Consider the following 24,104-nt stretch of genomic DNA (forward strand, 5'->3'; position numbering starts at 1 on the left):
TGGGAATGAGGCTGATCGCTTTGTGCGGGATAACCGGATGGATCTCCTATCGACGTGACCTGACCGCTCACCAGGAATCCGTCGACGCCATGACCGAGACGATGTCCTGCCGCGGACCCGATGCCCGGGGCACCTGGGTGACGCCGCGGGCCGCGTTCGGCCACCGGCGGCTCGCCGTCATCGACCTCCCCGGCGGCGCACAGCCCATGGAGGCGGGCACCGACGACGGCGCGGTCGCGATGGTGTACTCCGGCGAGGCGTACAACTACGTCGAGCTGCGCGAGGAGTTGAGGCGCCGCGGGCACCGTTTCACGACCGACTCCGACACCGAGGTCGTCCTGCGCGGCTACCTCCAGTGGGGCGAGGAGGTCGCCGAGAAGCTCAACGGCATGTACGCCTTCGCGATCTGGGACACCCGGACCGAGAAGCTGGTCATGATCCGCGACCGGATGGGCATCAAGCCCTTCTACTTCTACGAGACGGACGACGGCCTGCTGTTCGGCTCCGAGCCCAAGGCGATCCTCGCCAACCCGCTGGCCACCGCGGAGGTCGGCCCGGACGGTCTGCGGGAGATCTTCTCGTTCGCCAAGACCCCCGGGGCCGCGGTGTGGGAGGGGATGCGCGAGCTGCGGCCCGGACACGTGGCCGTACTGGACCGCAACGGCCTGCGCGAGCACGCCTATTGGCAGCTGACGGCGACCGAGCACACCGACAGCCGGCAGGAGACCGTGGCGCACGTCCGCGAGCTGCTGGAGGACATCATCGCCCGCCAGCTGGTGGCGGATGTGCCGCGCTGCTCGCTGCTCTCCGGCGGCCTCGACTCCTCCGCGATGACCGCGCTCGCCGCCAAGCAGCTGGGGGAACACGGCGAGACGGTCCGCAGCTTCGCCGTCGACTTCCCCGGCCAGGCCGAGAACTTCCGCGCCGAGGACATCAGTCCCACGCAGGACACCCCGTTCGTACACGCCGTCAAGGACCATGTGCACAGCGACCACAGCGACATCGTGCTGGACGGCGCGGCGCTGTCCGACCCGGCCGTGCGGCGGGCCGCCGTCGGTGCCCGCGACCTCCCGGTCGGGCTCGGCGACCGGGACAACTCCCTGTACCTCCTGTTCAAGGCGGTCCGCGAGCAGTCCACCGTGGCGCTGTCGGGCGAGTCCGCGGACGAGGTCTTCGGCGGCTACCCGTGGTTCCACGACGCGCGGCGCGAGGAGGAGATCTTCCCGTGGCTGGCGGGCCTCGCCCCGATCGACTTCCGGGGGACGCTCTCCGACGACCTGGCGGACCGCCTCGACCTCGGTACGTACCTCCACGACAGCTACTCCTCGGCCGTGGCGGACGCCCCGCTGAAGGACGGCGAGAACGGGCTGGAGAAGCGGATGCGGCAGGTCTGCTATCTGCATCTGACGCGGATGGTGCAGTCCCTGCTGGACCGCAAGGACCGGATGAGCATGGCCGTCGGCCTGGAGGTCCGGGTGCCGTTCTGCGACCACCGGCTGGTGCAGTACGTCTTCAACACCCCGTGGTCGCTGAAGACGTTCGACGGACGGGAGAAGAGCATCCTGCGGGAGGCCACCCGTGATCTGCTGCCCGAGTCGGTCGTCCAGCGCAAGAAGAGCGGCTACCCCGGCAGCTTCGACCCGAACTATGTCGCGGCCATCCAGTCGCAGGCCGCCGACCTCCTCTCCTCCGGTCACGCGGCCCTGGACCTCTGCCATCGCGAGAAGCTGCGGGCAGCCTCGGTCGCCGACGGCGCGACCATCACCACGGGCCAGCGCTCCCAGCTGGAGCGGGCGCTCGACCTGGCGGCCTGGTTCGACCTGCACAAGCCGGTGATCAAGCTGAACTGACGCCGCCGCACGGCCCGTGCCGGGGCCGGGGGGCGCACCGCCCCGGCCCCGGCACGGAATCAGAACGGTTTGGTGGGCAGGTACTTGCCGTCGAGGGTGATGACGGCGCGGGAGCCGCCCTCGGGGTCTTCGACCTTCTGCACATCGAGCTTGAAGTTGACCGCGCTGATGATGCCGTCGCCGAACTGCTCGTGTATCAGGGCCTTGAGGGTGGTGCCGTAGACCTGGAGCATCTCGTAGAAGCGGTAGATCGTCGGGTCGGTGGGGACGCCGCCGGGGATGCTGCCGCGCAGCGGGATCGTCTGGAGGAGCAGCGCGGCGTCGTCGTCGAGGCCCAGACGCCCGGCGACAGCCCGTGCGGCGTCCGCGGGCAGCGCGTGCTGGCCGAGGACGGCGGCGGTCACGAACGCCACCGACAGACCGGCGGCGTCGGCCAGCTCCTGCCAGCTGAGGTCCTTGCGGCCCTTGGCCTCGACGGCCGCGATGGCCAGTTCCTGACGGGCCTGCGGGTCGGTCTGCGCGTGTGCCATGGGAGAGAGCCCTTTCGGAGGTTCGGTGGGTGAGCGGTCGGTGGGTGAGTCGGTCGGCCGGTGGTCGGGTCGGCCGGTGAATCGAGCGGCGAACGGCGGCGGGTGAGGCGAGCGGTCGGCCGGTCCGCCGGGTGCGTGGCCAGGTGGCGGGGACGGTGCACCGGCCGTCCGACGCACGGGGTGCACCGGCCTCGACGAGTTCCCCGACGACGTGGACGGCCCCGGTGCCGATGCCGATGCCGTGGACCCGGCCGCGCAGGGTGACCGCGCGCCGCGCGAGGGCGCGGGCCACCGAGGGGTGGTCGCCAGGTTCGCGCTGGGTGATCAGCCCCGGGACGCCCCGGGCGTCCGGGCAGCTGATGAACAGGGCGGTCGGCCGAGGGGTGGTGGCGAAGTGGGCGAAGAGCGTCGCCCGAGTGGGGAACACGTCGCACAGCACGCGCCGGACTCCCTGGGCGAGGTCGCACCTGGTCACTCCTTCCGGCGACGTGTCGGCGGGGCCGATGTGTTCGACCATGCGTGACCAGTACCGATAACACCCAGGTCGCAAACCCCATACCTGTAATTGCTCCTGTCTATAGCTGCCCCGTGGCCGTGGAACCGGGTCATCTCGGCTATCCACTCGCGGTGGCCGAGCGCGCCGGTTCCACCCGCGCCGCCGAGGCCCGGCACATCTCGCAGCCGGCCATCTCGCAGCAGATCAGGCAGCTCGAACGCGCCGCGCCGGCGCAGCCGCTCGACCGCTCGGGCCGTCCGGCACGGCCGACCGGCGCCGGCGTGGGCCACATCCACTACGCCCACCGCGCCTTGCCGGACCTGGCGGCGGGCGTACGCGCCCCCGGTCCGGCCCGGACGCCGGGAGCCCGCCCCGGGCCGCCGTAACGCTCCGCCGAAGCACCCGAGTTGGATCTCCCGATCGGCAGGGGCTACCCTAGTTTTAGTTGCCCGCAGCAACCAAAAGCTCGGGTACGTGACCGGGCATACCCGCCCCAGGAGGAACCCGCCATGTCCACAGACGCCCAGACCTTCCCCACGTACGTCACGGAGAACCTCGACGCGCTGGAGCACGACCTCGGGCACGATGCCTTCTTACACCGGGAACGGCGGATCACCGCGGGCGAGTTCCGCGCTCTCGTCCATCAGATGGCCCGCGCGCTGCGCGACCAGGGCATCGACCGCGGCCAGACCGTCACCCTGCTGAGCGGCAACCTGCCGGAGACCGTCGCCGCGCGCTACGCCGCCAACCTCATCGGCTGCCGGGTCAACCACCTCTACGGCAAACTCTCGGCCGAGTCCCAGGCCGCCATCGTCCGCGATGTCGAGACGCGCGCCCTGATCGTCGATCCCCGCATGACGGAACGGGCCGCCGAGATCACCGAGTCGGCCCCGGTACCGGCCGTCCTCGTGCTCGGCCCCACCCGGCTGGGCACGGACCTGCTGGAGCTCGCCGCCGGACACTCCGCGCAGCCGCTCCGCAGCCGGGCGCGACCGGAGGACGTGTGCACCATCCGCCACACCGGCGGTACCACCGGCCACCCCAAGGGAATCTGTAGCACCTTCGCGCAGTCGCGCGGGCTGCGCGCCATGCATCCGCCGGAGCCCGTAGAGCGCCGCCTGCTGGTCTGCACCACCCTCGCGCACGCCGCCGGTCTGTTCACCGACGCCGTCCTGGGCACGGGCGGCACCGTGGTGCTGCTCGACGACTTCGACCCCGCGGCCGTGCTCGCCACCGTCGAACGCGAGCGCATCACCGACCTCTTCCTGCTGCCGCCGCTGCTCTACCAGCTGCTGGACCACCCGGACCTGGCCCGCACCGACACCTCCAGCCTGCGCACACTGATCTACGGCGGCTGCCAGTCCTCCCCGGCCCGCATCGCCGAGGCGGTACGGGTCTTCGGCCCGGTGCTGCTCCAGATCTACGGGCAGAACGAAGCGGGCGGCATCAGCGTGCTCACTCCCGCGGACCACGACCCGGAGCGCCCGGACCGGCTGCGCTCCGCGGGGAAGGTACTGCCCGGGGTGGAGGTGGCGATCCGCGACGAGCGGGGCCGCGAACTGCCGGCGGGGGAACACGGCGAGGTCTGCGTACGCTCCGCCACGATCATGAAGGGGTACTGGAAGCAGCCCGAGCTGACCGCCGAAGTCCTGCGGGACGGCTGGGTGCACACCGGTGACATCGGATTCCTGGACGCCGAGGGCTATCTGACCGTCGTCGACCGGATCAAGGACATGATCGTCGTGGTCGGCGGCCATGTGTACACCAGCGAGCTGGAGGAGCTGCTCGTCTCCCATCCGCAGGTCCTGCACAGCGCCGTGTTCGGCGTCCGCGACGCCGACCGCAAGGAACGCGTGCACGCCGCCGTGGTGCCCGTGCCCGGCAGCGGAATCGACGGGCAGCTGCTGCGCGACCTGGTGCGCGCGGAGCTCGGCGCGATGTACGAACCGGCCGCCGTCACGTTCGTCGACGCGCTGCCGCTGACCGATGCGGGCAAGCCGGACAAGAAGCTGCTGCGGCGGCAGGCCGAGCGGGCGCTCGACGCCGTCTGACGGCTGAGGAGGGGCGGCCCCGGCGCCCCGCGCGCCGCGCCGGGGCCGCCCCTCCTCAGCCCTGGGGGACGGCCACCGCGCCGAGAGCCGCCAGCACCGGGCGCAGCAGCGGGTGGGCCTCGGCGCCGCGGCGCACCGCCGCGAAGACGCGGCGGGTGGGCGCCACACCGTCGACCGGGCGCACCACCACACCCGCGAGGTCCATACCGCGCAGCGCCGAACGCGGGACGAGCGCCACACCCGCCGCGGCCGAGGCGAGCGCGACGACGGCCCGGAAGTCGTCGGAGGAGTGCTCCAGATCGGGCGCGAAACCGGCGTACTCGCAGGCCAGCACGACCACGTCATGGCAGGGGTTGCCGGGGTACGGGCCGATCCACGGGTCTTTCGCGAGGTCGGCCAGCGCCACCCGCGGCGCGCCGGTGAGCCGGTGGCCGACCGGGAGCACGGCGTCGAACGGCTCGGCGTACAGCGGGACCCGGGTCAGCCGCGGATCGTCCTCGCCGGGGGCGCCGCGGTACTCCACGGCCACCGCCACGTCCACCTGCCGGTCGAGGACCATCAGCAGGCTGGCGTCGCCCTCGGCGTCCCGGACGCGGACGCGGATACCGGGTGAGGAGGCGGCCAGCTCTGTGATCGCGGGCGCGACGACCAGTCCGATGCCGGTCGCGAAGGCCGCGACGGTCACCGTGCCCGCCTCGCCGGAGCCGTACGCGGCCAGCTCCGACTCCGCCCGCTCCAGCTGTGCCAGGACGGCGTTGGCGTGGCTGAGCAGGATCTCGCCCGCAGCGGTCAGCCGGGCGCCGCGGGCGCCGCGTTCCACCAGGTGGTGGCCGGTCTCCTGCTCCAGGGCGGCCAGCTGCTGCGAGACCGCCGAGGGCGTGAGGTAGAGCGCGGCGGCCGCGGCCGTGACGGTGCGGTGGTCAGCCACCGCACGCAGGATGTGCAGCCGCCGCGCTTCGATCATGCCCCCAGTGTTACAGGGCGGACCTCGCGTCGACGAACGCGTCGACCGCGCGATGGACGTCCTCGGTGGAGTGCGCCGCCGACAGCTGGACGCGGATCCGCGCCTGGCCCTGCGGGACCACCGGGTAGGAGAAACCGATGACGTAGACGCCGCGCTCCAGCAGCAGGTCCGCCATGCGGGCCGCCTCCGCCGCGTCGCCGATCATCACCGGCGCGATGGCGTGCTCGCCGGGGAGGACGTCGAAGCCCGCCTCGGTCATCCTGGAGCGGAACAGCGCGGTGTTGGCGGTCAGGCGCTCGCGCAGGTCACCGGCCGACTCCAGGAGGTCGAGCACCTTCAGCGAGGCGGCCGCGATCACCGGGGCGAGCGAGTTGGAGAAGAGGTAGGGACGCGAGCGCTGGCGCAGCAGGGCGACGATCTCGGCGCGGGCCGCGACATAGCCGCCGGAGGCGCCACCGAGCGCCTTGCCGAGGGTGCCGGTGATGATGTCCACCCGGTCCTGCACACCGTGCAGTTCGGGGGTGCCGCGCCCGCCGGGGCCGACGAAGCCGACGGCGTGCGAGTCGTCGACCATCACCATGGCGCCGTAGCGGTCGGCCAGGTCGCAGATCTCGGGCAGCGGGGCGAGGTAGCCGTCCATGGAGAAGACGCCGTCGGTGACGATGAGCGTGCGGCCGGCGCCCGCCGCCTCCTTCAACTGCCGCTCCAGGTCGGCCATGTCGCGGTTGGCGTAGCGGAAGCGGCGGGCCTTGGAGAGCCGGATGCCGTCGATGATGGAGGCGTGGTTGAGGGCGTCGGAGATCACCGCGTCGTCCGCGCCGAGCAGCGTCTCGAAGACGCCCCCGTTGGCGTCGAAACAGGACGAGTAGAGGATCGTGTCCTCCTGTCCGAGGAAGCCGGAGATGCGCCGCTCCAGCTCCTTGTGGACCTCCTGCGTACCGCAGATGAAGCGGACCGAGGCCAGTCCGTAGCCCCAGCGGTCGAGCGCTTCGTGGGCGGCGGCGACGACCTCGGGGTGGTCGGCGAGGCCCAGGTAGTTGTTGGCGCAGAAGTTGAGGACCTCGCCGGGGCGGCCGCCCGCGGTGACCGCGACGGTGGCGGACTGCGGGGTGCCGATGACGCGCTCGGGCTTGTGCAGCCCCGCGGCGCGGATCTCGTCGAGGGTGCCGCGCAGTTCGTCGCGTACGGAGTCGAACATGAGGGGTGTCTCCAAAGCGGGGAGGGACAGGAGCGGGTGAGGAACGGCGTGGGCAGGGCGGGTCAGGTGGTCCAGTCGAGGATGACCTTGCCGCCGAGGCCGCTCGCCGCGTCCGCGAAGGCGGCCTCGAAGTCCTGGTGCGGGTACCGGCCGGTGATCACCGGGGAGAGGTCGAGGCCGCCCTCCAGCAGGACGGACATCGCGTACCAGGTCTCGAACATCTCGCGGCCGTAGATGCCCTTGATCGTGATCATCGAGGTGACGATCCGGGACCAGTCGACGGGGAACTCCTGGGCGGGCAGGCCGAGCATCGCGATCCGGCCGCCGTGCGTCATGTTGGAGATCATGTCGCGCATCGCCTCGGGCCGGCCGGACATCTCCAGGCCGATGTCGAAGCCCTCGCGCAGTCCCAGCTCCCGCTGACCGTCCGCGATCGGGCGCTCGGCGACGTTCAGGGCGAGGCTGACGCCGACCTTCCGGGCCAGTGCCAGGCGCTCCTCGCTGACGTCGGTGATCACCACATGGCGGGCGCCCGCGTGCCGGGCGACGGCCGCGGCCATGATCCCGATCGGTCCGGCGCCGGTGATCAGGACGTCCTCGCCGACCAGCGGGAACGACAGCGCGGTGTGCACGGCGTTGCCGAACGGGTCGAAGACGGCGGCGATGTCGAGATCGACGGGGACCCGGTGCACCCACACATTGGCGGCGGGCAGCGCCACATACTCGGCGAACGCGCCGTCCCTGCCGACGCCGAGGCCGACCGTGGCGCGGCACAGGTGGCGGCGGCCGGCCAGACAGTTGCGGCATTTGCCGCACACCAGATGGCCCTCACCGCTGACCAGGTCGCCCTCCTTGATGTCGGCCACATCGCGGCCGGTCCCGACGACCTCGCCGACGAACTCGTGGCCGAGGGTCAGCGGGGTGGCGATGGCCCGCTGGGCCCAGCCGTCCCAGGAACGGATGTGCAGGTCCGTACCGCAGATCCCGGTACGCAGGACCTTGATCAGCACGTCTCCCGGGCCGATCGCCGGTTCCGGCACGTCCATGAGCCACAGACCGGGCTCCGCCTTCTGCTTGACCAGTGCCTTCACCGCGACGGCTCCCGTACCTCGGAGTGCTGTGACTTCGGAATGCTGCGACTTCTGCATGCTGTGATCTGCCGGGCGGCGCCCGGCTTCGCGATCTACGGCAGGAAATCTTCCGTACGCCGGCCGTCCGGTCCATCGAGGATTTCTTAACCACGGCCACAGCTGCCCTTCACACCCCACGGGCACCGGGGGTGCCAGGCGGTCACGCGGATGCCCTCACCGGCCCCCGGCACAGGTTGTGCCGGTCCTGATCCCGCTCGATGCTGTAGGTACCGAACCGGGCTGGGCTGAGCTGGGCTGATGCCATGAACGCTGGGAACGCGGCCGAGAGCGCCGATTTCCGTGGTCCCCTCGACGTCACCAGGGCGGCCACCGCGGTGCTGGACGCCCAGAGCCTGGTCATCGGCTGGAGCCCGGCGGCCGAGAAGCTCCTCGGGTACGCGCCCGGGGACGTCGTCGGGCGCTCCACGGACACGTTCCTGGCCCCCGTCCCGGCGGGGACCGCGCCGCCGGGGCCGCTGAACGGCAGCGAGGCCCGTACGGCGCGGCACCGGGACGGCCGGCCGCTGCGGGTGGCGGTCACGGTCTGCCCGCTGGCCGCGGCCGGCGGCGGAACGGGCCCGGCGCGCCTGCTGGTGCTGACCGGGCTGGACGCTCTGCGCAGATGGGAGTCGTGGCAGGCCATGCTGGACGGGCTGGCCACCCAGTCCCCGGTCGGCCTGGCCATCTACGGCACCGATCTCCGCCTGACCTGGTCGAACACCGCCTACGAACGGGAGGTCGGACAGCCGCTGCCGGAGTACCTCGGCAAGCGGGCCGACGAGCTGTATCCGGACGGCGTGTTCGTGACCGAGGGGTATCCGACCACCCTCGACGCCGTCATGCGGTACGTGCTGGGGACCGGTGAGCCGATCCTCGACCTGCACTTCCTCGGCGAGCCGCCCACCGATCCGGGGACCGATCACGTCTGGTCCTGCTCCTACTACCGGCTCCAGGACGCGGGCGGCACGGTGCTCGGCCTCTGCGAGGAAGCCTTCGACATCACCGACCGCTACCGGACACAGCGCCGGCTGAACCTCCTGGTGGAGGCCGGCCGACGGATCGGCACCACACTCGACATGACCGCCACCGCCCGGGAGGTCACCGAGGTGGCCGTCCCCTCGTTCGCCACCCGCGTCACCGTCGATCTGGTGCAGGCCGTGCTGGAGGGCGACGAGCCGGGCCCCGGCGACGGGGCGGCGCCCACCCTCGTGCGTGTCGCGTCCCGCACCGACCCCCGCTACGGCGACGCGGTGGCGGACGGGCCCGCGCCGCAGCCGCACCCCGTCAGCTACCCGCCGGGCTCGCCCCAGTACCGCAGCCTGTCCTCGGGCGGTCTGGTGCAGGCGGAGCACACCGTCGTCGTGCCGTTGCGGACCGGCGGTACCCCGCTGGGGGTGGTCACCTTCACCCGCGGCGGGCATCCGGCCTCCTTCGACCGCGACGAAATGGTGCTCGCCGACGAGCTGGTGGCACGTACCGCGGTGTGCCTGGACAACGCCCGCCGATTCACCCGCGAGCGCCGCGCCGCGCTCGCCCTCCAGCGCAATCTGCTGCCCCAGCGGCTGCCCAAGCAGTCCGCGGTCGATCTGGCCCACCGCTATCTGCCCACCGACGCACGGGCCGGGGTCGGCGGCGACTGGTTCGATGTGATCGCGCTGTCCGGTACCCGGGTCGGGCTGGTCGTCGGGGACGTGGTCGGCCACGGTCTCCAGGCGGCGGCCACGATGGGGCGGCTGCGCACGACCGTGCAGGCCCTGGCCCGGCTGGATCTGGCGCCCGACGAGTTGCTGGGCCGGCTGGACGACCTGGTGGGACAGCCGGCGGCGGACCGGGTCGTGCCCGGTTCCGAGGCCGTCGGCGTCGATGACGCGGCCACCGGCGTGACCTGCCTGTACGCGGTCTACGATCCGGTCTCGCGGCGCTGCACCATGGCGCGCGCCGGACATCTGCCCCCGGCGATCGTCGATCCCGAGGGCAGGCTGTACTTCCCCGATCTGCCGGCCGGGCCACCGCTGGGGCTGGGGGGCCTGCCGTTCGAGTCGCTGGAGATCGAGCTGGCGGTGGGCAGCCTCGTCGCCCTGTTCACCGACGGGCTGGTCGAGGCCCGCGACCGTGACATCGACGTGGGTCTGGACATCCTGGGCCAGGTGCTCACCGATCACCGCAGACCGCTGGAGGAGCTGTGCGACCGGGCACTGGCCGCGCTGCTGCCCGGCGGGGCGGGCGCCGACGACTCGGCGCTGCTGCTGGTGCGCACCCGTGAGCTGGACGTCCGGCAGATCGCCGGCTGGGAGCTGCCCGCCGAGCCGGCGGCGGTGGCCCACGCCCGTGAGCTGGCCACCGGCCAACTGCGCGCATGGGGCCTGGAGGAGCTCGCGTACTCGACGGAGCTGGTCGTCAGCGAGCTGGTCACCAACGCCGTCCGGCACGCCGCGGGGCCGCTCCATCTGCGGCTGCTGCGCGATCTGACCCTGCTGACCGAGGTCTCGGACACCGGTCACACCTCGCCGCATCTGCGGCACAGCGAGAGCGACGACGAGGGCGGCCGGGGGCTGTTCATCGTCGCGCAGCTGGTGCAGCGGTGGGGGACGCGCTACGCGCCGTACGGCAAGACCATCTGGACGGAACAGTCCTTCCCGCCGGACTATCCCGGCGCCCCGCGCCCGGTGGGCTGACCGGGCCGGCGGCCGCCCCGGCGCCTGTCGTGCGGCGGTTGGGCGGCAGCCCCATGATGGAAGCAAGCGCCCGTCCCAGCGCCTGGGCGGACGCGACACGAGGAGGTCCCGTGACGAGCAACGGCAGGGAAAGCTCGGCCGAACAGCGGCCGAAAGTGCTGTACACCGGTGGCGAGCGGCCCTTCGATCCGGAGGACCTGGTGATGGCATCCGGGCGCGAGCCCACCCCCGCGAGCCTTGAATGGGCCAGGAATCTCATCGAGGAGGACGGGGCGGCGGCCATCGAGCGATATCTGCCGTAGCCGCGACCGGGGCGGACCACGGGCTACTCCCCGGGCGCCGCCGTCGCGGACGGTGCACCACGGCGCAGTACGAAGCGGGCCATGCGGAGCCCGGGGACCGGCTCGAAGTCGGCGGTGCGGGTGAATCCGAGCCGCCGGTACAGCGCGACGGCCGGCTGGTTGGCGGCGCCGGTGGTCACCACCATGTCGCGGTCCGGGGCGAGGTCGTGCATCAGGTGGTCCAGCAGCCGGGTCGCCAGGCCGCGGCGGAACCACGTGGGGTCCACACAGACCCGGTCGATCTCGACGAGCCCGGCCTGTGGTCCCTCGTCCTGCCAGGCCACGAACGCGGCCACCGTCCCCGCGGCGGGCACCGCGCCGAGCCAGCGCAGCGGACGCTCCCGCAGCTCCGCCAGGCTCTCCCGCAGCGCCGGGATGCCGTCGAAGCCGATGAGTCCGGCCTCGACGGCGTAGGCGCTGCGACCGGTGCGGTGCACGGCGGCGGCGGTCGGCCCGTCGGTCAGATCCAGCTCGCGTATCGGCGGGACGGGCCGGGCATCCGGTGCGGATGAGGGGGTGATCTTCTGCATTCCGCGATGCTAGTGCCGTGACCGGCAAAGCTTGCCCGACGGGGCAAAGCCTGCCGGGAGGGGCACTGGCCCGCCGGATGTCCGCGGGCGCCGGGCGCCGCCGCGCAGCGGGACCCGGGGGCGGCGCGGGCCCGGGGCCCGGGGGTGGCACGGGCCCGGGACCCGAGGACGACACGGGCCCGAGACCCGAGGGCAGCGCAGGCCCGAGACCCAGGGACGGCGCGGGTCAGTGCGCCGGCCATCCGCGCGCCGGAGGAGAAGGTGCCGGATCTCGGCTCTCCTCGCAGCAGGGCCACCGCCGGTGACCGCCGTACGGCCGTCCCGCCCGGGACCGCCGCTGTCGCCCCCCTGCCTGCCCGGCTCCGGGCCCCGTCACCCGACTGCCCGGCAGGGCCACGGTGCCGGTCCGCCCTACCCGAGTTCGAGGCTGGTGACGCCGTAGGTGCACTCCTCCCGGGCCGGCGGGACCGGGCCGGTGTACATGCGGATGGTGTGCGACCGCGGGGTCAGGCCACGGGCCGTGGCGAGCGCCTGGGCGGCGTGCCGGGGCTCGGGGATGTCGAGGCTGACCTCGTCGTCCGGGCCGAGGTGGGCGGTGAGGCTGTCGAAGAGCGCTTCGGCGTCGCCGGGGGTGTCGGCGAAGAGCGGGCCGATGCGATGGCCGTCGCGCGCGGACCTGATCACTCCGTAGCCGGTGATCCGGCCGTCGCGCAGGCGGACGCGGGCGGTGTGGCCGTCGGCGGTGAGCCAGCGCGCGAGGAAGGCCCGCCGCTCGGCGGGGAAGCAGCGCACGTCGTACGCGGTGATCCCGTCGAGGAGGGCCGGATCGAGGCGGGACGGGTCGACGGGCACGACGCCCGATGCCGTCGCGGCGGTGCCGTCGGGGTGTCCGGGTCGCTCGGGGCGTCCCGCGTACCGGAGGGTCTCGTAGGCCGCGGTGAACCCGGCCCGCCGGTAGGTCGATTGCTGGGCGGGCACCGCGTCGAGTCCGACGGTCCGCCGGCCGGCGTGCGGGAAGGCGGCGTGCCAGGTGGCCAGCCCCCGCCCCTGTCGGCGGTGGCCGGGGTGGACGAGGTAGTAGCCGAGGAACGCGAACTGTGCGGAGTAGTTGACGACCGAGACCGCGGAGACCGGCCGGTCGCCCAGGCTGCCGATGAAGAAGCCGGCCGGGTCGGTGGGGTGGAAGCAGGCCGTGTCGCCGTGCCCGGGGTTCCACCCTTCTTCGGCGGCCCACTCCTCCACCTGGCGCCAGGCGTCCAAGGAGGCGGTGGTGACGGTGAGTTCACCGGTGTGCGGAGCTGCGTCGTGCGGGTGCATGGCGGGGTGCGTCCCTTCTGGTCTGCTGCGGGCGGCGGAATCGGGGGCGACGGCGGGCAGGCCACCGGCCCACCGGTCGGTGGCCGGTGGGCCGGTGGCCTGCGCACGCGTCAGATCAGGTCCATGGCGGCCACTTCGTCGGGGCGGCCGTAGCTGACCGGGCCCTGGAAGCGGCGGCGGGCGGTGGTGAACCACCAGACCGTGGCGATGAGCAGCACCACGCCCAGGGCGATCGGTGCGTAGTTGAACGATTCGGGGGTGATCGGGGATGCCTGCGGCAGCATGAACAGCACGTTGCTGATGACGATCCAGGTCACCGCGATGGCCGCGACGGGCTTGCCCCAGCGTCCCAGGTTCCACGGTCCGGCCTGGAAGTCGTCCAGCCGCAGCCGCAGGAAGATCGGCACACCGTAGGCGAGGAAGAGCCCGACGACGTTGACGCTCACCACGGCGGTGAAGGCGGTGTGCGACCACCAGCCCGGCAGGACCAGTACCAGAGGGCAGGCGGCGGCGAGCCAGACGGCCTTGACGGGGGTACGGGTGCGGGCCGACACCGAATGCCACCAGCGGGAGCCGGGCATCGCGCCGTCCCGGGAGAAGGCGAAGATCTGCCGGGTATTGCTGGTCATGTTCGCCAGACCGCAGAACAGCATGGCGCCGATCACGATCAGCAGGAGGAACTTGGCGGTGCCCACACCGAGTGCGTCGATGAGAATCTGCACCGGCGGCGCCGACGCGCTCGCGGCATGGCCGTAGTCACGGATCGCGTAGATCAGGGCGAGCATGAGGATCAGTCCGGCGAGCGCGGAGTAGAGGATCGCGCGCATGATGCCCTTGGGGGCGTTGACGGTTGCCTTCACGGTTTCCTCGGACATGTGGAAACTGCCGTCGAAGCCGGTGAACGTCCAGCTGGTGACGAGCAGTCCCAGCATTCCGCCGTAGATCCCGTTGGTGAAACCGGTGTTGTTGACGAAGTGGGTGACGAACGAGGGCGACTGGTGGTGTGCGGGGATCAGCGTCAGGGCGGCGACGATGACCACCATGCCGATCAGCAGCCACCACACGGATATCCGGTTCACCACCGCGACCAGCCGTACCGTATACGTGTTGGCCAGCCCCTGGAGGAGCAGGATTGCCGCGGTGATGCCGACGGTCTGCTGGGGTGTCGGCTCATAGGACGGCCACTGCATCACGATGAATGCCTGAATGAAGGTGGCGGCGGCGAAGTTGGTCGCGGCCGTACCTCCCACCTGCCCGACGAAGTTCAGCCAGCCGGTGTACCAGGACCAGGCGCCGCGATGCCGCTTGGCGAGCTTGCCCGCGGAGAAGTAGAGCGCGCCGCTGGTCGGGTAGGCGGAGGCGATCTCGCCCATCGCGGCGCCGACGAACAGCACCATGATCGACACGCCGATCCAGCCGAAGACGAGAATCCGCGGACCGCCGGCCCCCATACCGAAACCGAAGGAGGAGAAGATCCCGGAAATGATGTTGATGATGGTGAAAGAGATGGCGAAGTTGTCGAATGCGCGGAATCTTCGGGTCAGTTTCCGCGGATATCCCATTGCGTGGAGTGTCGCATCGTCATCGAGAGCGACGGCGTCCGCATCCCGGGAGTTCTGCACACGTGGGGGGGACGTACGCTGAGCCACAACCGTAACCTTTCTGCTCTGGTGTGTGAGGGATTCATGGGGTGAGCTGATCGAACTTTTCGAGCGGACAGCAGGACTCCGGCACTGGATACGCAGCCGTGCTGCCGGTACGCGTCAATGTCAGGCTTTCCGAGCCTTTCCGGCCGTACGGTCCTTTCGGCACCGCCCGTGCTGACGCCGACGCGGTTCAGGGGGCACTGGGAATCGGAAGTCCGCAGGAACGCCGCGCTTTGGTCAACTGCTCCTCGGGATCACCGAACACACTCCAGGGCATACGCGAGGCGTACGGTCCCATGGCCGTGAACACTTCCCGCGCCTCGAACTCGCGCTTCGCCATGAAGAGCGCGTGCGCCAGATACGCCAGGTCCAGTACCGGGGCGAACCGGTAACCGGCCACCTGCGGGAACCAGTTGTGGTGAATGCCCATCGCGGTGGTGATCCACTGGGGTTGCTCCCACGTCCGGTCCGCCAGCAGTGCCGACGGGTTGTAGTCCTCGACCAGCGCCACCAGCGGCAGCAGCCGCAGCGGCGAGGAGGCCGGCGCCCGCTGGCTCAGGAACGCCGAGACGTCCCAGCTCGCGCTCGACGAACCGCCGTAGCGGGTGAAGAAGAACGACAGGAAGCGGTGGTGCGCCTCCCGGTGCCAGGGGTCGAGCCGGAGGATGTGGGCGAACAGGTACCACGGGCCGGTCGGCGCGGTGAGCAGCCCCTGCGGGGCGGGGTCCTGCGGCCGGTTGAGGCGGGTCAGCGCCAGCTGGGCGACCCACGGGGTGGGGTCCGTGGGCAGCAGCTGGGCGGCCCGTTCGCACGCCGTCTGCGCTATCCGCACCAAGGCGTCCTGCCGACGGTCGCCGGCGTCGGCCATGTGCAGCGCCCGGAGCATCGCCACCCGGGCCCACAGCAGGGCCGCCTCCGGGCCCGGCTCCTCCGCTAACCAGCGCTCCGCCAGATCCGAACCCGCCGCCTCCGAGGCGAGCACCAGCGAACGGTGGGCCCGCACCTCGAAATCCTCGCGCGTCTCCCGGAGGACCTCGTGCGCGCTGAAGTAGCGGCCCGCCCTGATGTCCATGCACGCGCTCGCCAACTGCCGGTCATTGGCCGCTGGACTCCATACGTACTGCCCCTCGAAAGCGCCAGCCGCCATGATCCCCTCCCGATCCTGAAGGCGTCATCCCACCCGCATACATTCCGACCGCGCCGAATTCGGCAGGATCCCTTCCGGAGATCCGTGCGGCAGCGGGCCACACCCTACTCACCATCAAGACGTAGCGAAAATAGTCGCCGGGTATATCAGGTTCCACACCATTTAGCCGCTATGGGATTACGGCGGAAACAGCGCTCTCTCCGCACCGCCCGAGATCCACCACCGCACTCTTCACCGGAGCACCGGGCAGCTGTTTGGCATATTCATTCCTTCACGTAACCATCACAACTGAAACAGCGTCAGAACGTCGCCGAGGCCGGCCGCGGGCGCCGGGCGGCACCGCCGCCACGCAACCGCGCGAGCACCGCCGCGCGCCCCCGCACCGCCCGCCGCCCCGGCACCTCCCGTCATCGAGCAGCGTCCCGTGGCCTCATCAACCGGAGTGCCGACAGCCCGCCGCCGAGCCCGATGACGCCCGCGAGGAGGAACACCGCGTCGAGACCGGCCGCGTACGCCCCGGGCGGGGCGCCGTCGCCCGTGCCGGGCACATACCGGTGGAACACGGTGCCGAGCAGCGCGATGCCCAGGGCGAGGCCGAGTTGACGGGCGCTGTTGGCGGCCGCGGCGGCCACGCCGCTGTGCTCCGGGGGCGCCGCGGACATCGCGAGGGCCGGCAGGACGGGCGAGACGAGCCCCGCGCCGACGCCGGTGAGCACCAGACCGGGCAGCAGCACCGGCCAGGAGGAGCCGGGCTGGACGGCGAGCAGGGCCAGGTCACCGACGCCGGTGAGCACCGTGCCACCGCCGATGGCCCAGCGCGCGGGGATCCGGCGCAGGGCGCCGCCGGCCGGCGCGGAGGTGCCGATGAAGGCCGCCGGCTGAACGGTGATGACCAGTGAGGTGGCCAGCGAACCGAGACCGACGCCGTTCTGGAGCCAGAGCGAGAGCACCGGCAGGAAGCCGAAGGCGGCCAGGTAGTAGCCGCAGGCCGCGATCAGCAGGCCGTTGAAGGCGGGCGTGCGGAGCAGCGCGAGCGGCAGCATCGGATGCGCCGCGGCGCGCTCCACCAGGAGGAACGCGAGCAGCGCGCACGCCCCGACGGCGAAGCCGAGCAGCGTCGAGGGGTCCGCCCAGCCCCGCTCGCCGCCGCGGACGCAGCCGAAGGTGAGGCCCGTCGCGGCCGGCGTGAAGGTCACGATCCCGGGCCAGTCGATACGGGCCGGTGTACGGGCATCGCGCACCAGCACTTTGACGGACAGTACGAGGGTGACGGCGCAGACCGGTACCGCTCCGTAGAAGATCCACGGCCAGGACAGGAACTGGGTGAGTATGCCGCCCAGGACGTTGCCGGCCCCGGCCGCCGCACCGGCGACCGCGCCCCAGACGGCGAACGCCCGCGCCCGGTCGCGCCCGTGGTAGGTGAGGCCGATCAGCGGCAGCAGGGTGCCGAACATCGCGGCGCCCGCGACCCCTTGGACGGCGCGGGCCGCGATGAGGACCTGCGCGTTCGGGGCCAGGCCGCACCCGAGGGTGGCGAGCGTGAAAACGGCGAGGCCGAGGACGTACAGGCGCTTGCGTCCGAAGGCGTCCCCCAGGGAACCCATGCCGAGCAGCAGACCGGCCAGGGCCAGCGTGTAGACGTCGACGATCCATTGCAGGGCGCCGAACCCCGCGTGCAGATCGTCGGCCATGCGCGGCAGCGCCACCGTCACGATCGTCGCGTGGACGAGCAGCAGGAACGTGCCGAGACAGGTGGCGACGAGCGGCAGCCACCGGCCCGGTGCGGGCTTCGCCGGGGACACCGAGGGCTGTTCGGGCGGGGTCGCGGGCCGCCCCGGCGCCGGTTGCGCCGCGGAGCCGGACCGTCGGCCGGCCAGGGGTGAGTGATCCATGGAGCCACCCTGCTGTAATGGCCTTATGCAACTGAACCCTTACGGGGAGGACCCGGTCCGCCTTGTGGTCGAGCTCACCAACACACCGCCGGCCGACGCGGCGGAACTGGCCGAGCGCTGCGTCGCGGCGGGCATGGTCCTGGACCGCCCGGTACGGGACGCGGACCTGACCGAGGTGCGGGACTTCCTCCGCCGCTGGGCCGAGGTCGTCGACGCCACCACGGACGAGCGCCGCGCTGCCCGGCTCAATGCCCTGCTGTCGGATGCCGCCGCACACCCCCGGCTGACCGACCACGCCGACGGCGGCTGGCACCTCCACTACCGCGAGGACGACCTGAGCCTGGCCGGACTGCTGCGCGCGGTGGCCTCGGTCGGCACCGCACTGCATCTGACCGGTCTGGGCATGCACCGGCTGGGCCGCTGCGCGCTGACCGAATGCGGCCACGCCTACGCGGACTTCAGCCGGGCCGGCCGGCAGCGGTACTGCTCACCCGCCTGCGCCAACCGCGACGCGGTACGCCGCCACCGCGCCCGGCGGTCCGCCTGACCCGAACGGGGGCGCCGGATACGGCACCGGACACGACACCCCGCCGGCACCGGACACCGCCACCGGGCCCGGCACGCGACCGGCACGCGACCGGACACCGGCCCGCCCGGGGAGGGACCAAAGTCCCCACCCCGGGACCAAAGTCACCCAACATCTGGTGTCGGCGTGTCGCTGTTCGCACCAGATGTAGTGTTGCGGCTGCCGGTTCGGCGACGCCCCCCTGGGCCGTCGCCGAGGCAAGAGGGAACCCGGTGGGAATCCGGGACTGCCCCGCAGCGGTGAGCGGTAACGACCGCCGTCATCGAGCACTGGGTGTGCGCACCGTCGCACGCGGCCCGGGAAGCGACGGCCAGTAGGAGGGCACCCAGGTGTCCGCGACCACGAGTCCGAAGACCTGCCGGCCACGCCGCACACATCCGTGCGCGGCGGATTCCCGATGCCTCGTGGGAGGGCTGACGTGACCGCTGTCGACGCCGTCGATACCGTGACCGAATACCTGGAGCGCCGTGACTGGCGCGTCAACGCCAACGCCAATCAGGGCTATTCGCTGGGCGGCCTGATCCTCAACACGGCGGGCAAGCTCATCGCCAACTACTGGCTGGACCAGGTCTATCCGCCCGCCATCGGCCACGCCCACCGCACCGGCGAGCTGCACATCCACGATCTCGACATGCTCTCCGGCTACTGCGCTGGCTGGTCGCTGCGCACCCTGCTCGCCGAGGGACTGGGCGGGGTGCCGGGCCAGATCGACTCGGCCCCGCCGCGCCATTTCTCGTCCGCCGTGGGCCAGCTCGTCAACTTCCTGGGCACGTTGCAGAACGAATGGGCCGGCGCCCAGGCGTTCAGCTCCTTCGACACCTGCATGGCGCCCTACGTCCGCCTTGACGCGATGACGTACGAGCAGGTCAGGCAGTGCATCCAGGAAATGGTGCACAACCTGAACGTACCGGCCCGCTGGGGCACCCAGACGCCGTTCACCAACCTCACCTTCGACTGGACCTGCCCCGCCGACCTGCGCGCGGAGGTACCCGTCATCGGCGGCGCGGAGATGCCCTTCACCTACGGGGATCTCCAGGCGGAGATGGACCTGATCAACCGCGCGTACATCGAGGTCATGACCGAAGGCGACGCCTCGGGACGGGTCTTCACCTTCCCCATCCCCACGTACAACATCACCCCGGACTTCCCCTGGGAGAGCGAGAACGCCGAGCGGCTGTTCGCCATGACCGCCAAGTACGGACTGCCGTACTTCCAGAACTTCATCAACTCCGAGCTGTCCCCGCACCAGATCCGCTCGATGTGCTGCCGCCTCCAGCTGGACCTCACCGAACTGCTCAAACGCGGCAACGGACTCTTCGGCAGCGCCGAACAGACCGGTTCGCTCGGTGTGGTCACCGTCAACTGCGCACGCCTCGGCCATCTGCACGCCGGCGACGAGGCCGCCCTCTTCGCCGCCCTCGACCGGCTCCTGGAACTCGCCCGGGACAGCCTGGAAATCAAGCGCGTCACCGTGCAGGAGCTGATCGACGGCGGTCTGTACCCGTACACCAAGCGCTACCTCGGCACGCTGCGCAACCACTTCTCGACCATCGGCGTCAACGGCATCAACGAAATGATCCGCAACTTCACCGCGGACGCCCACGACATCACCAGTCCCGAAGGCCATGCGCTGGCGGTACGGCTGCTGGACCACATACGGGCCCGGATGGTGACGTTCCAGGAGGAGACCGGCCACCTCTACAACCTGGAGGCCACCCCCGCCGAAGGCGCCACCTACCGGTTCGCCAAGGAGGACCGCCGCCGCTTCCCCGGCATCCGGCAGGCGGGCACGGCCGAACGCCCCTACTACACCAACTCCTCCCAACTGCCGGTCGGCTGGACCGACGACCCGTTCCAGGCCCTGGAGATGCAGGACGAACTCCAGCGCAAGTACACCGGCGGCACCGTGCTGCACCTGTACATGTCCGAGCGGATCTCCACCGCCGACGCCTGCCGGCGCCTCGTACGCCGGTCGCTGGAACGCTTCTCGCTCCCCTATCTCACCGTCACCCCGGCCTTCTCCGTCTGCCCCGGGCACGGCTACCTGTCCGGCGAGCACACCACCTGCCCGCAGTGCGGCGCGGAGTGCGAGGTATGGACCCGGGTCATGGGCTACCACCGCCCCGTCTCCTCCTTCAACATCGGCAAGAAGGGCGAGCACGCCGAACGCCTGCCCTTCCGCGAGGCCGCCGGGACCGGCGCGTGATACGGATCGGCGGCTGGTCCCGGCTGTCCACCTGCGACTGGCCGGGCCGGCTGGTCACCACCGTCTTCTGCCAGGGCTGCCCGTGGCGCTGCGGCTACTGCCACAACCCGGAGCTGCTGCCGGTCCACGCGGCGGCACCGGTGCCCTGGCGGACGGTCACCGCCCACCTCGCCCGGCGCCGCGGACTGCTGGACGGCGTCGTCTTCTCGGGCGGCGAGCCACTGCTCCAGCCGGGCCTGGCGACCGCCCTGCGCGAGGTCCGCGCGCTCGGCTTCGCCACCGGCCTGCACACGGGCGGCGCCTTCCCGCGCCGCTTCGCACAGCTCCTCGCGGCCGGCCTGGTGGACTGGGTCGGCTTCGACGTAAAGGCCGCCCCCGACGCGTACGAGAAGGTCACCGGCGTCCGCAACAGCGCCCGGCCCGCGCAGCGCAGCCTGCGCCTGCTGCTCGACTCCGGCACCGCGCACCAGCTCCGTACGACGGTCGATCCGGCCCTGCTCGACGAGGCGGAGTTCGCCGCTCTCGGACGGTGGCTGGCGGCGCAGGGCGCCCGTGGCCACGTCCGCCAGGAGGCCCGGCCCGAGGGCCAGACCGTCGGACCACGGTCCTCCCCCGTGGCGGAGCGGGCCAGGAGGCCGGGCGGCTGATCCCGCCCGGCGGCGGTACGGGGCGCGAGCGGACCGCCGTCGGCCGGGCCGACCGGACGACCGAGGCGGGCCGGCGGGCGGCGCCCGTCCGGGGTGACCCCCGTGAGAGCCGGCCGGCCACGGCCGACGCGGCTCCGGCATCCGGCGGGCACCCGGACATCAGCGGCCCCACCCGGCCCGGAGCCGCGCCGTGCGGGCACCCCGATCACCTGCGAAGTGTCCGCCGCGTCCCTCCTGTACCTCGTATCCCTATCGACGCCTTTCGGCCGCTTTTCCTGCCCGCGCGCCCCACCGCACGCGCGCGCCCTCGCACGCCTGCCACACGCCCTCTCACGCGCACCCCGGCGGCTCTGGCGCGCCGCCACCCCGACCAGCCTGTCGCCGCACGACGGAGCCCCGGCGCGAAATCAGGTCAAGGTCAACCCCTCGCACCGGAAGCTACTTTCCGGAATCAGACGATCACATGTAGCGTTCTTTCGGACCGAAGCTACGACTGCGTCGCCACGTCACGGCCGGGAGGACGCGGGTCCGTGGGCATTGCGGCACCTCGCGCTCCGTCCGTCGGGCACCACCACGTCTGTCCGTACACGCCTGCTTTGCAAGAGGAATGGGCCCAGACCATGTTTCTGCACTCCTCGACGACCCTCACCGCGCAGTCGGCGGCCGAGTACCGCCGGCCGACGGATGCCGGGCCCGGCGACGAGCCCGCCTGGGCGGTCGACCGGCTCCCCGACGGCACGTGGCAACTGACCCTGCGCGACCTGGAACCCGTATCGGTCCGCCGGCTCCCCTCGGACGAGGTCCGCATCATCCTGGCGCCCGCACACGCCGAACCGGCCCGTCCCGTGGCAGCCGCCGGTCTCCCGTATACCGCCGATGCCCCGCCGGACCCGATCCAGATCAACGTCGCGGCCCGGACCGTATCCGTCGAAGGACACCAACTCCTCCTGCCACGGCTTGAGTTCGATCTCCTCGCCCACCTCGTCCGGCACCCGCACCGTGCCTACACCCGACAGCAGCTGATGGCCGCCGTCTGGCCGGACTCCCGGTCCAGCACCCGCACCGTCGATGTGCACATCGCCCGGCTGCGCCGCCGCCTGGGACCGCGCCGCCGCGCGTCCATCAGCACGGTGTTCGGCATCGGCTACAAGTACCTGCCCCTCCTGTAGCCCACGCTTCACGTCCCATGGCCCCGTAGGCCCATGGGTCATGGGTCATGGGTCATGGGTCATGGGTCATGGGTCATGGGTCACCGAACATGGCTCACGGGTACGGCACATGGCACACGGCGCCGATCACCGGCGCGCAGCGGGTCCCGCCCAGCCGTACCGCCGGAGACCGGCCACAGCCGGACAGCGGGATCAGCGACAGTACGACGAACGAGGGCACCTGGCCGGGCGTGACATCGGCCCGGCCTCCTCACCTCGTCCCGAGGAAGCGCCTTCGGACTGCCGCGGGTGGCCGTCCACACCGAGGCCCCCTCCGCCGCCCTGCCCAGAACTTCCTCACGGTCGTGACAGACGGCGCATCCCCACCTCGCAGGGTCCCGGGAGCCCGATCGAACGCCAACAGGCTGCCTTCCTCCCTTTCGTTGTATGCCTGCCCGGCCGCACGGGATCGTCCACACCCCGCGCCCTGCGCACATGTTTGTGGGACTGATCTGCGGTAAAGGGTGGTCAGTGGAGACGGCAGGCCCGCTCGGGCCCGCCGGTCAGTCACACCGCAGAGTCAACACGGGCCAGTCAACACGCGCTCCTCGGCGCCTGATGGGTGCCGTGTTGTCAGGCGGGCAGCGAAAGGGTGCTGAGCATGGTGGAGCCGGAAGACTGGATGGCCGCAGCCAGTAAGCCGCCGGTCGAGCTGCACACCGACAGGCCCCACGCGGCGCGCGTCTACGACCTTCTGCTCGGCGGTAAGACCAACTATCCCGCCGACCGCGAGGCGGCGAAGGCAACGCTCGCGGCCCTGCCCAACGCCGCCATGATCGCCCGGCAGAACCGGTCCTTCATGCACAGGGCGGCTCGCCATCTGACCGCGGAAGCCGGTATCCGGCAGTTCCTCGACATCGGCACCGGGATTCCGACGTCGCCCAACCTGCACGAGATCGTCCAGTCGATCGCTCCGCGGTCGCGGATCGTGTACGCCGACAACGACCCCATCGTGCTGGCTCACTCACGCGCCTTGCACACCAGTCACCCCGAGGGGCGTACCGCCTACGTCCAGGCGGACCTGTCCTCTCCGGAGAGCATCCTCGACGACCGGCGACTACGACAGACCCTCGATCTGACGCAGCCCGTCGCGCTGACGCTCCTGGCCGTGCTCCACTGGCTGCCCACCGAACACGACCCGTACGCCATCGTCCGCCAGATCCTCCGCGCATTCCCCGCCGGCAGCTATCTGGCGCTGACCTACGTGACGAACGACTTCGACCCCAGCGCGCTGCGGGACGTCTCCGACACCTTCCGGGCCGGGGGTTCCCATGTGAACGCACGCAGAAAGGACGAGGTGCTGCGGTTCTTCGACGGCATGGAGATGGTCGAGCCCGGTCTCCAGGTGGTCCAGCGGTGGCGCCCGGACCCGACGGACCTCGGCGCGGGCGCCATCGCCGACACCGACATCCCTCTCTACGCGGGCGTCGCCCGCAAGAACTGAAGCACGGTACGCCGGAGCCCGGTTGCCGCCCATGCCTGTGCGCACTCCACATGCGCTCGGCGTGCGGAATCACCGTGGCACCACCGGATCCCCGTGGTGTGGCGCATGGCCTTCGGGCCGTCCGCCCCTGCCCGCATCCGGGCGCCGCCCGTGGTCACCGGCCGGTCGCCGAGGCCCTCGCCGGCGAGGGCCCACGGATACGGAACAGCTGGGCGACAAGGCGAATGACGAACTGTCCGCCACCCT

19 protein-coding genes and 1 riboswitch are annotated in these 24,104 nt (G+C 71.6%); of the genes, 10 read left to right on the forward strand and 9 right to left on the reverse strand.

Annotated elements, in window-relative coordinates; genetic code table 11:
• Nucleotides 1-20 precede the first annotated feature (20 nt).
• Entirely contained in the window at nt 21-1,850 is a 1,830-nt protein-coding gene (gene asnB, locus ACLJWH_RS33750; RefSeq protein ID WP_411145720.1) for an asparagine synthase (glutamine-hydrolyzing), read from the forward strand.
• Nucleotides 1,851-1,909: 59 nt separating this feature from the next.
• Here asnB and cynS read toward each other — a convergent pair whose 3' ends face one another.
• A complete protein-coding gene (cynS, locus tag ACLJWH_RS33755) occupies nt 1,910-2,380 on the reverse strand; it encodes a cyanase (RefSeq protein WP_411145596.1) in 471 nt (156 codons plus the stop codon).
• Between the two features lie 588 nt (nt 2,381-2,968).
• Between cynS and ACLJWH_RS33760 the strand changes: the two genes are divergently transcribed.
• Both ACLJWH_RS33760 and ACLJWH_RS33765 read left to right on the forward strand, forming a co-directional pair.
• Complete coding sequence (locus ACLJWH_RS33760) at nt 2,969-3,262, forward strand: LysR family transcriptional regulator (RefSeq protein WP_411145597.1); 294 nt, start codon at nt 2,969-2,971, stop codon at nt 3,260-3,262.
• A gap of 123 nt (nt 3,263-3,385) precedes the next feature.
• Complete coding sequence (locus ACLJWH_RS33765) at nt 3,386-4,927, forward strand: AMP-binding protein (protein ID WP_411145598.1); 1,542 nt, start codon at nt 3,386-3,388, stop codon at nt 4,925-4,927.
• A 55-nt stretch (nt 4,928-4,982) separates the two neighbouring features.
• Here the strand turns inward: ACLJWH_RS33765 and ACLJWH_RS33770 are convergent, their stop codons facing one another.
• The 3 genes from ACLJWH_RS33770 to tdh all read right to left on the reverse strand — a co-directional run bounded on the left by ACLJWH_RS33770 (nt 4,983) and on the right by tdh (nt 8,180).
• A complete protein-coding gene (locus ACLJWH_RS33770) occupies nt 4,983-5,891 on the reverse strand; it encodes a LysR substrate-binding domain-containing protein (RefSeq protein WP_411145599.1) in 909 nt (302 codons plus the stop codon).
• Between the two features lie 10 nt (nt 5,892-5,901).
• Nucleotides 5,902-7,089 carry a glycine C-acetyltransferase gene (locus ACLJWH_RS33775; protein ID WP_411145600.1) on the reverse strand — a complete coding sequence of 396 codons (1,188 nt, stop codon included), beginning with the start codon at nt 7,087-7,089 and terminating at the stop codon, nt 5,902-5,904.
• 62 nt (nt 7,090-7,151) lie between these two features.
• Nucleotides 7,152-8,180, reverse strand: coding sequence for an L-threonine 3-dehydrogenase (gene tdh, locus ACLJWH_RS33780; protein ID WP_411145601.1), 1,029 nt, complete (start codon nt 8,178-8,180; stop codon nt 7,152-7,154).
• A 302-nt stretch (nt 8,181-8,482) separates the two neighbouring features.
• Between tdh and ACLJWH_RS33785 the strand changes: the two genes are divergently transcribed.
• Together ACLJWH_RS33785 and ACLJWH_RS33790 are read left to right on the forward strand one after the other, a co-directional pair.
• Entirely contained in the window at nt 8,483-10,894 is a 2,412-nt protein-coding gene (locus ACLJWH_RS33785) for a SpoIIE family protein phosphatase (protein WP_411145602.1), read from the forward strand.
• A gap of 110 nt (nt 10,895-11,004) precedes the next feature.
• Nucleotides 11,005-11,196 (forward strand): hypothetical protein, encoded by a 192-nt coding sequence (locus ACLJWH_RS33790; RefSeq protein WP_094793016.1) that lies wholly within the window; start codon nt 11,005-11,007, stop codon nt 11,194-11,196.
• Between the two features lie 23 nt (nt 11,197-11,219).
• Here the strand turns inward: ACLJWH_RS33790 and ACLJWH_RS33795 are convergent, their stop codons facing one another.
• The 5 genes from ACLJWH_RS33795 to ACLJWH_RS33815 form a co-directional block, all read right to left on the reverse strand.
• Entirely contained in the window at nt 11,220-11,765 is a 546-nt protein-coding gene (locus ACLJWH_RS33795) for a GNAT family N-acetyltransferase (protein WP_411145603.1), read from the reverse strand.
• Nucleotides 11,766-12,176: 411 nt separating this feature from the next.
• On the reverse strand, nt 12,177-13,082 hold the full coding sequence (locus ACLJWH_RS33800; protein ID WP_411145604.1) for a GNAT family N-acetyltransferase: 906 nt from the start codon (nt 13,080-13,082) through the stop codon (nt 12,177-12,179).
• Nucleotides 13,083-13,192: 110 nt separating this feature from the next.
• Nucleotides 13,193-14,644, reverse strand: coding sequence for an amino acid permease (locus ACLJWH_RS33805; RefSeq protein ID WP_411145605.1), 1,452 nt, complete (start codon nt 14,642-14,644; stop codon nt 13,193-13,195).
• 274 nt (nt 14,645-14,918) lie between these two features.
• Complete coding sequence (locus tag ACLJWH_RS33810) at nt 14,919-15,875, reverse strand: hypothetical protein (protein WP_411145606.1); 957 nt, start codon at nt 15,873-15,875, stop codon at nt 14,919-14,921.
• 407 nt (nt 15,876-16,282) lie between these two features.
• The gene (locus ACLJWH_RS33815) at nt 16,283-17,767 is read right to left on the reverse strand and encodes an MFS transporter (RefSeq protein WP_411145607.1); all 1,485 of its coding nucleotides are present in this window, start codon (nt 17,765-17,767) and stop codon (nt 16,283-16,285) included.
• A gap of 25 nt (nt 17,768-17,792) precedes the next feature.
• Here ACLJWH_RS33815 and ACLJWH_RS33820 point away from each other — a divergent pair, with 25 nt between their 5' ends.
• The 5 genes from ACLJWH_RS33820 to ACLJWH_RS33840 all read left to right on the forward strand — a co-directional run bounded on the left by ACLJWH_RS33820 (nt 17,793) and on the right by ACLJWH_RS33840 (nt 23,858).
• Nucleotides 17,793-18,314, forward strand: coding sequence for a CGNR zinc finger domain-containing protein (locus ACLJWH_RS33820; RefSeq protein ID WP_411145608.1), 522 nt, complete (start codon nt 17,793-17,795; stop codon nt 18,312-18,314).
• 185 nt (nt 18,315-18,499) lie between these two features.
• Nucleotides 18,500-18,731, forward strand: a riboswitch (cobalamin riboswitch).
• A gap of 40 nt (nt 18,732-18,771) precedes the next feature.
• Complete coding sequence (locus tag ACLJWH_RS33825; RefSeq protein ID WP_411145609.1) at nt 18,772-20,559, forward strand: ribonucleoside triphosphate reductase; 1,788 nt, start codon at nt 18,772-18,774, stop codon at nt 20,557-20,559.
• The gene (locus ACLJWH_RS33830) at nt 20,556-21,206 is read left to right on the forward strand and encodes an anaerobic ribonucleoside-triphosphate reductase activating protein (RefSeq protein WP_411145610.1); all 651 of its coding nucleotides are present in this window, start codon (nt 20,556-20,558) and stop codon (nt 21,204-21,206) included. Before ACLJWH_RS33825 ends, ACLJWH_RS33830 begins: the two co-directional genes overlap by 4 nt.
• 620 nt (nt 21,207-21,826) lie before the next feature.
• On the forward strand, nt 21,827-22,375 hold the full coding sequence (locus ACLJWH_RS33835; RefSeq protein ID WP_411145611.1) for a winged helix-turn-helix domain-containing protein: 549 nt from the start codon (nt 21,827-21,829) through the stop codon (nt 22,373-22,375).
• Between the two features lie 640 nt (nt 22,376-23,015).
• A complete protein-coding gene (locus tag ACLJWH_RS33840; protein WP_411145612.1) occupies nt 23,016-23,858 on the forward strand; it encodes an SAM-dependent methyltransferase in 843 nt (280 codons plus the stop codon).
• Nucleotides 23,859-24,104 lie beyond the last annotated feature (246 nt).

The organism is Streptomyces sp. x-80 (assembly GCF_046549095.1).
Lineage (GTDB): Bacteria > Actinomycetota > Actinomycetes > Streptomycetales > Streptomycetaceae > Streptomyces > Streptomyces celluloflavus.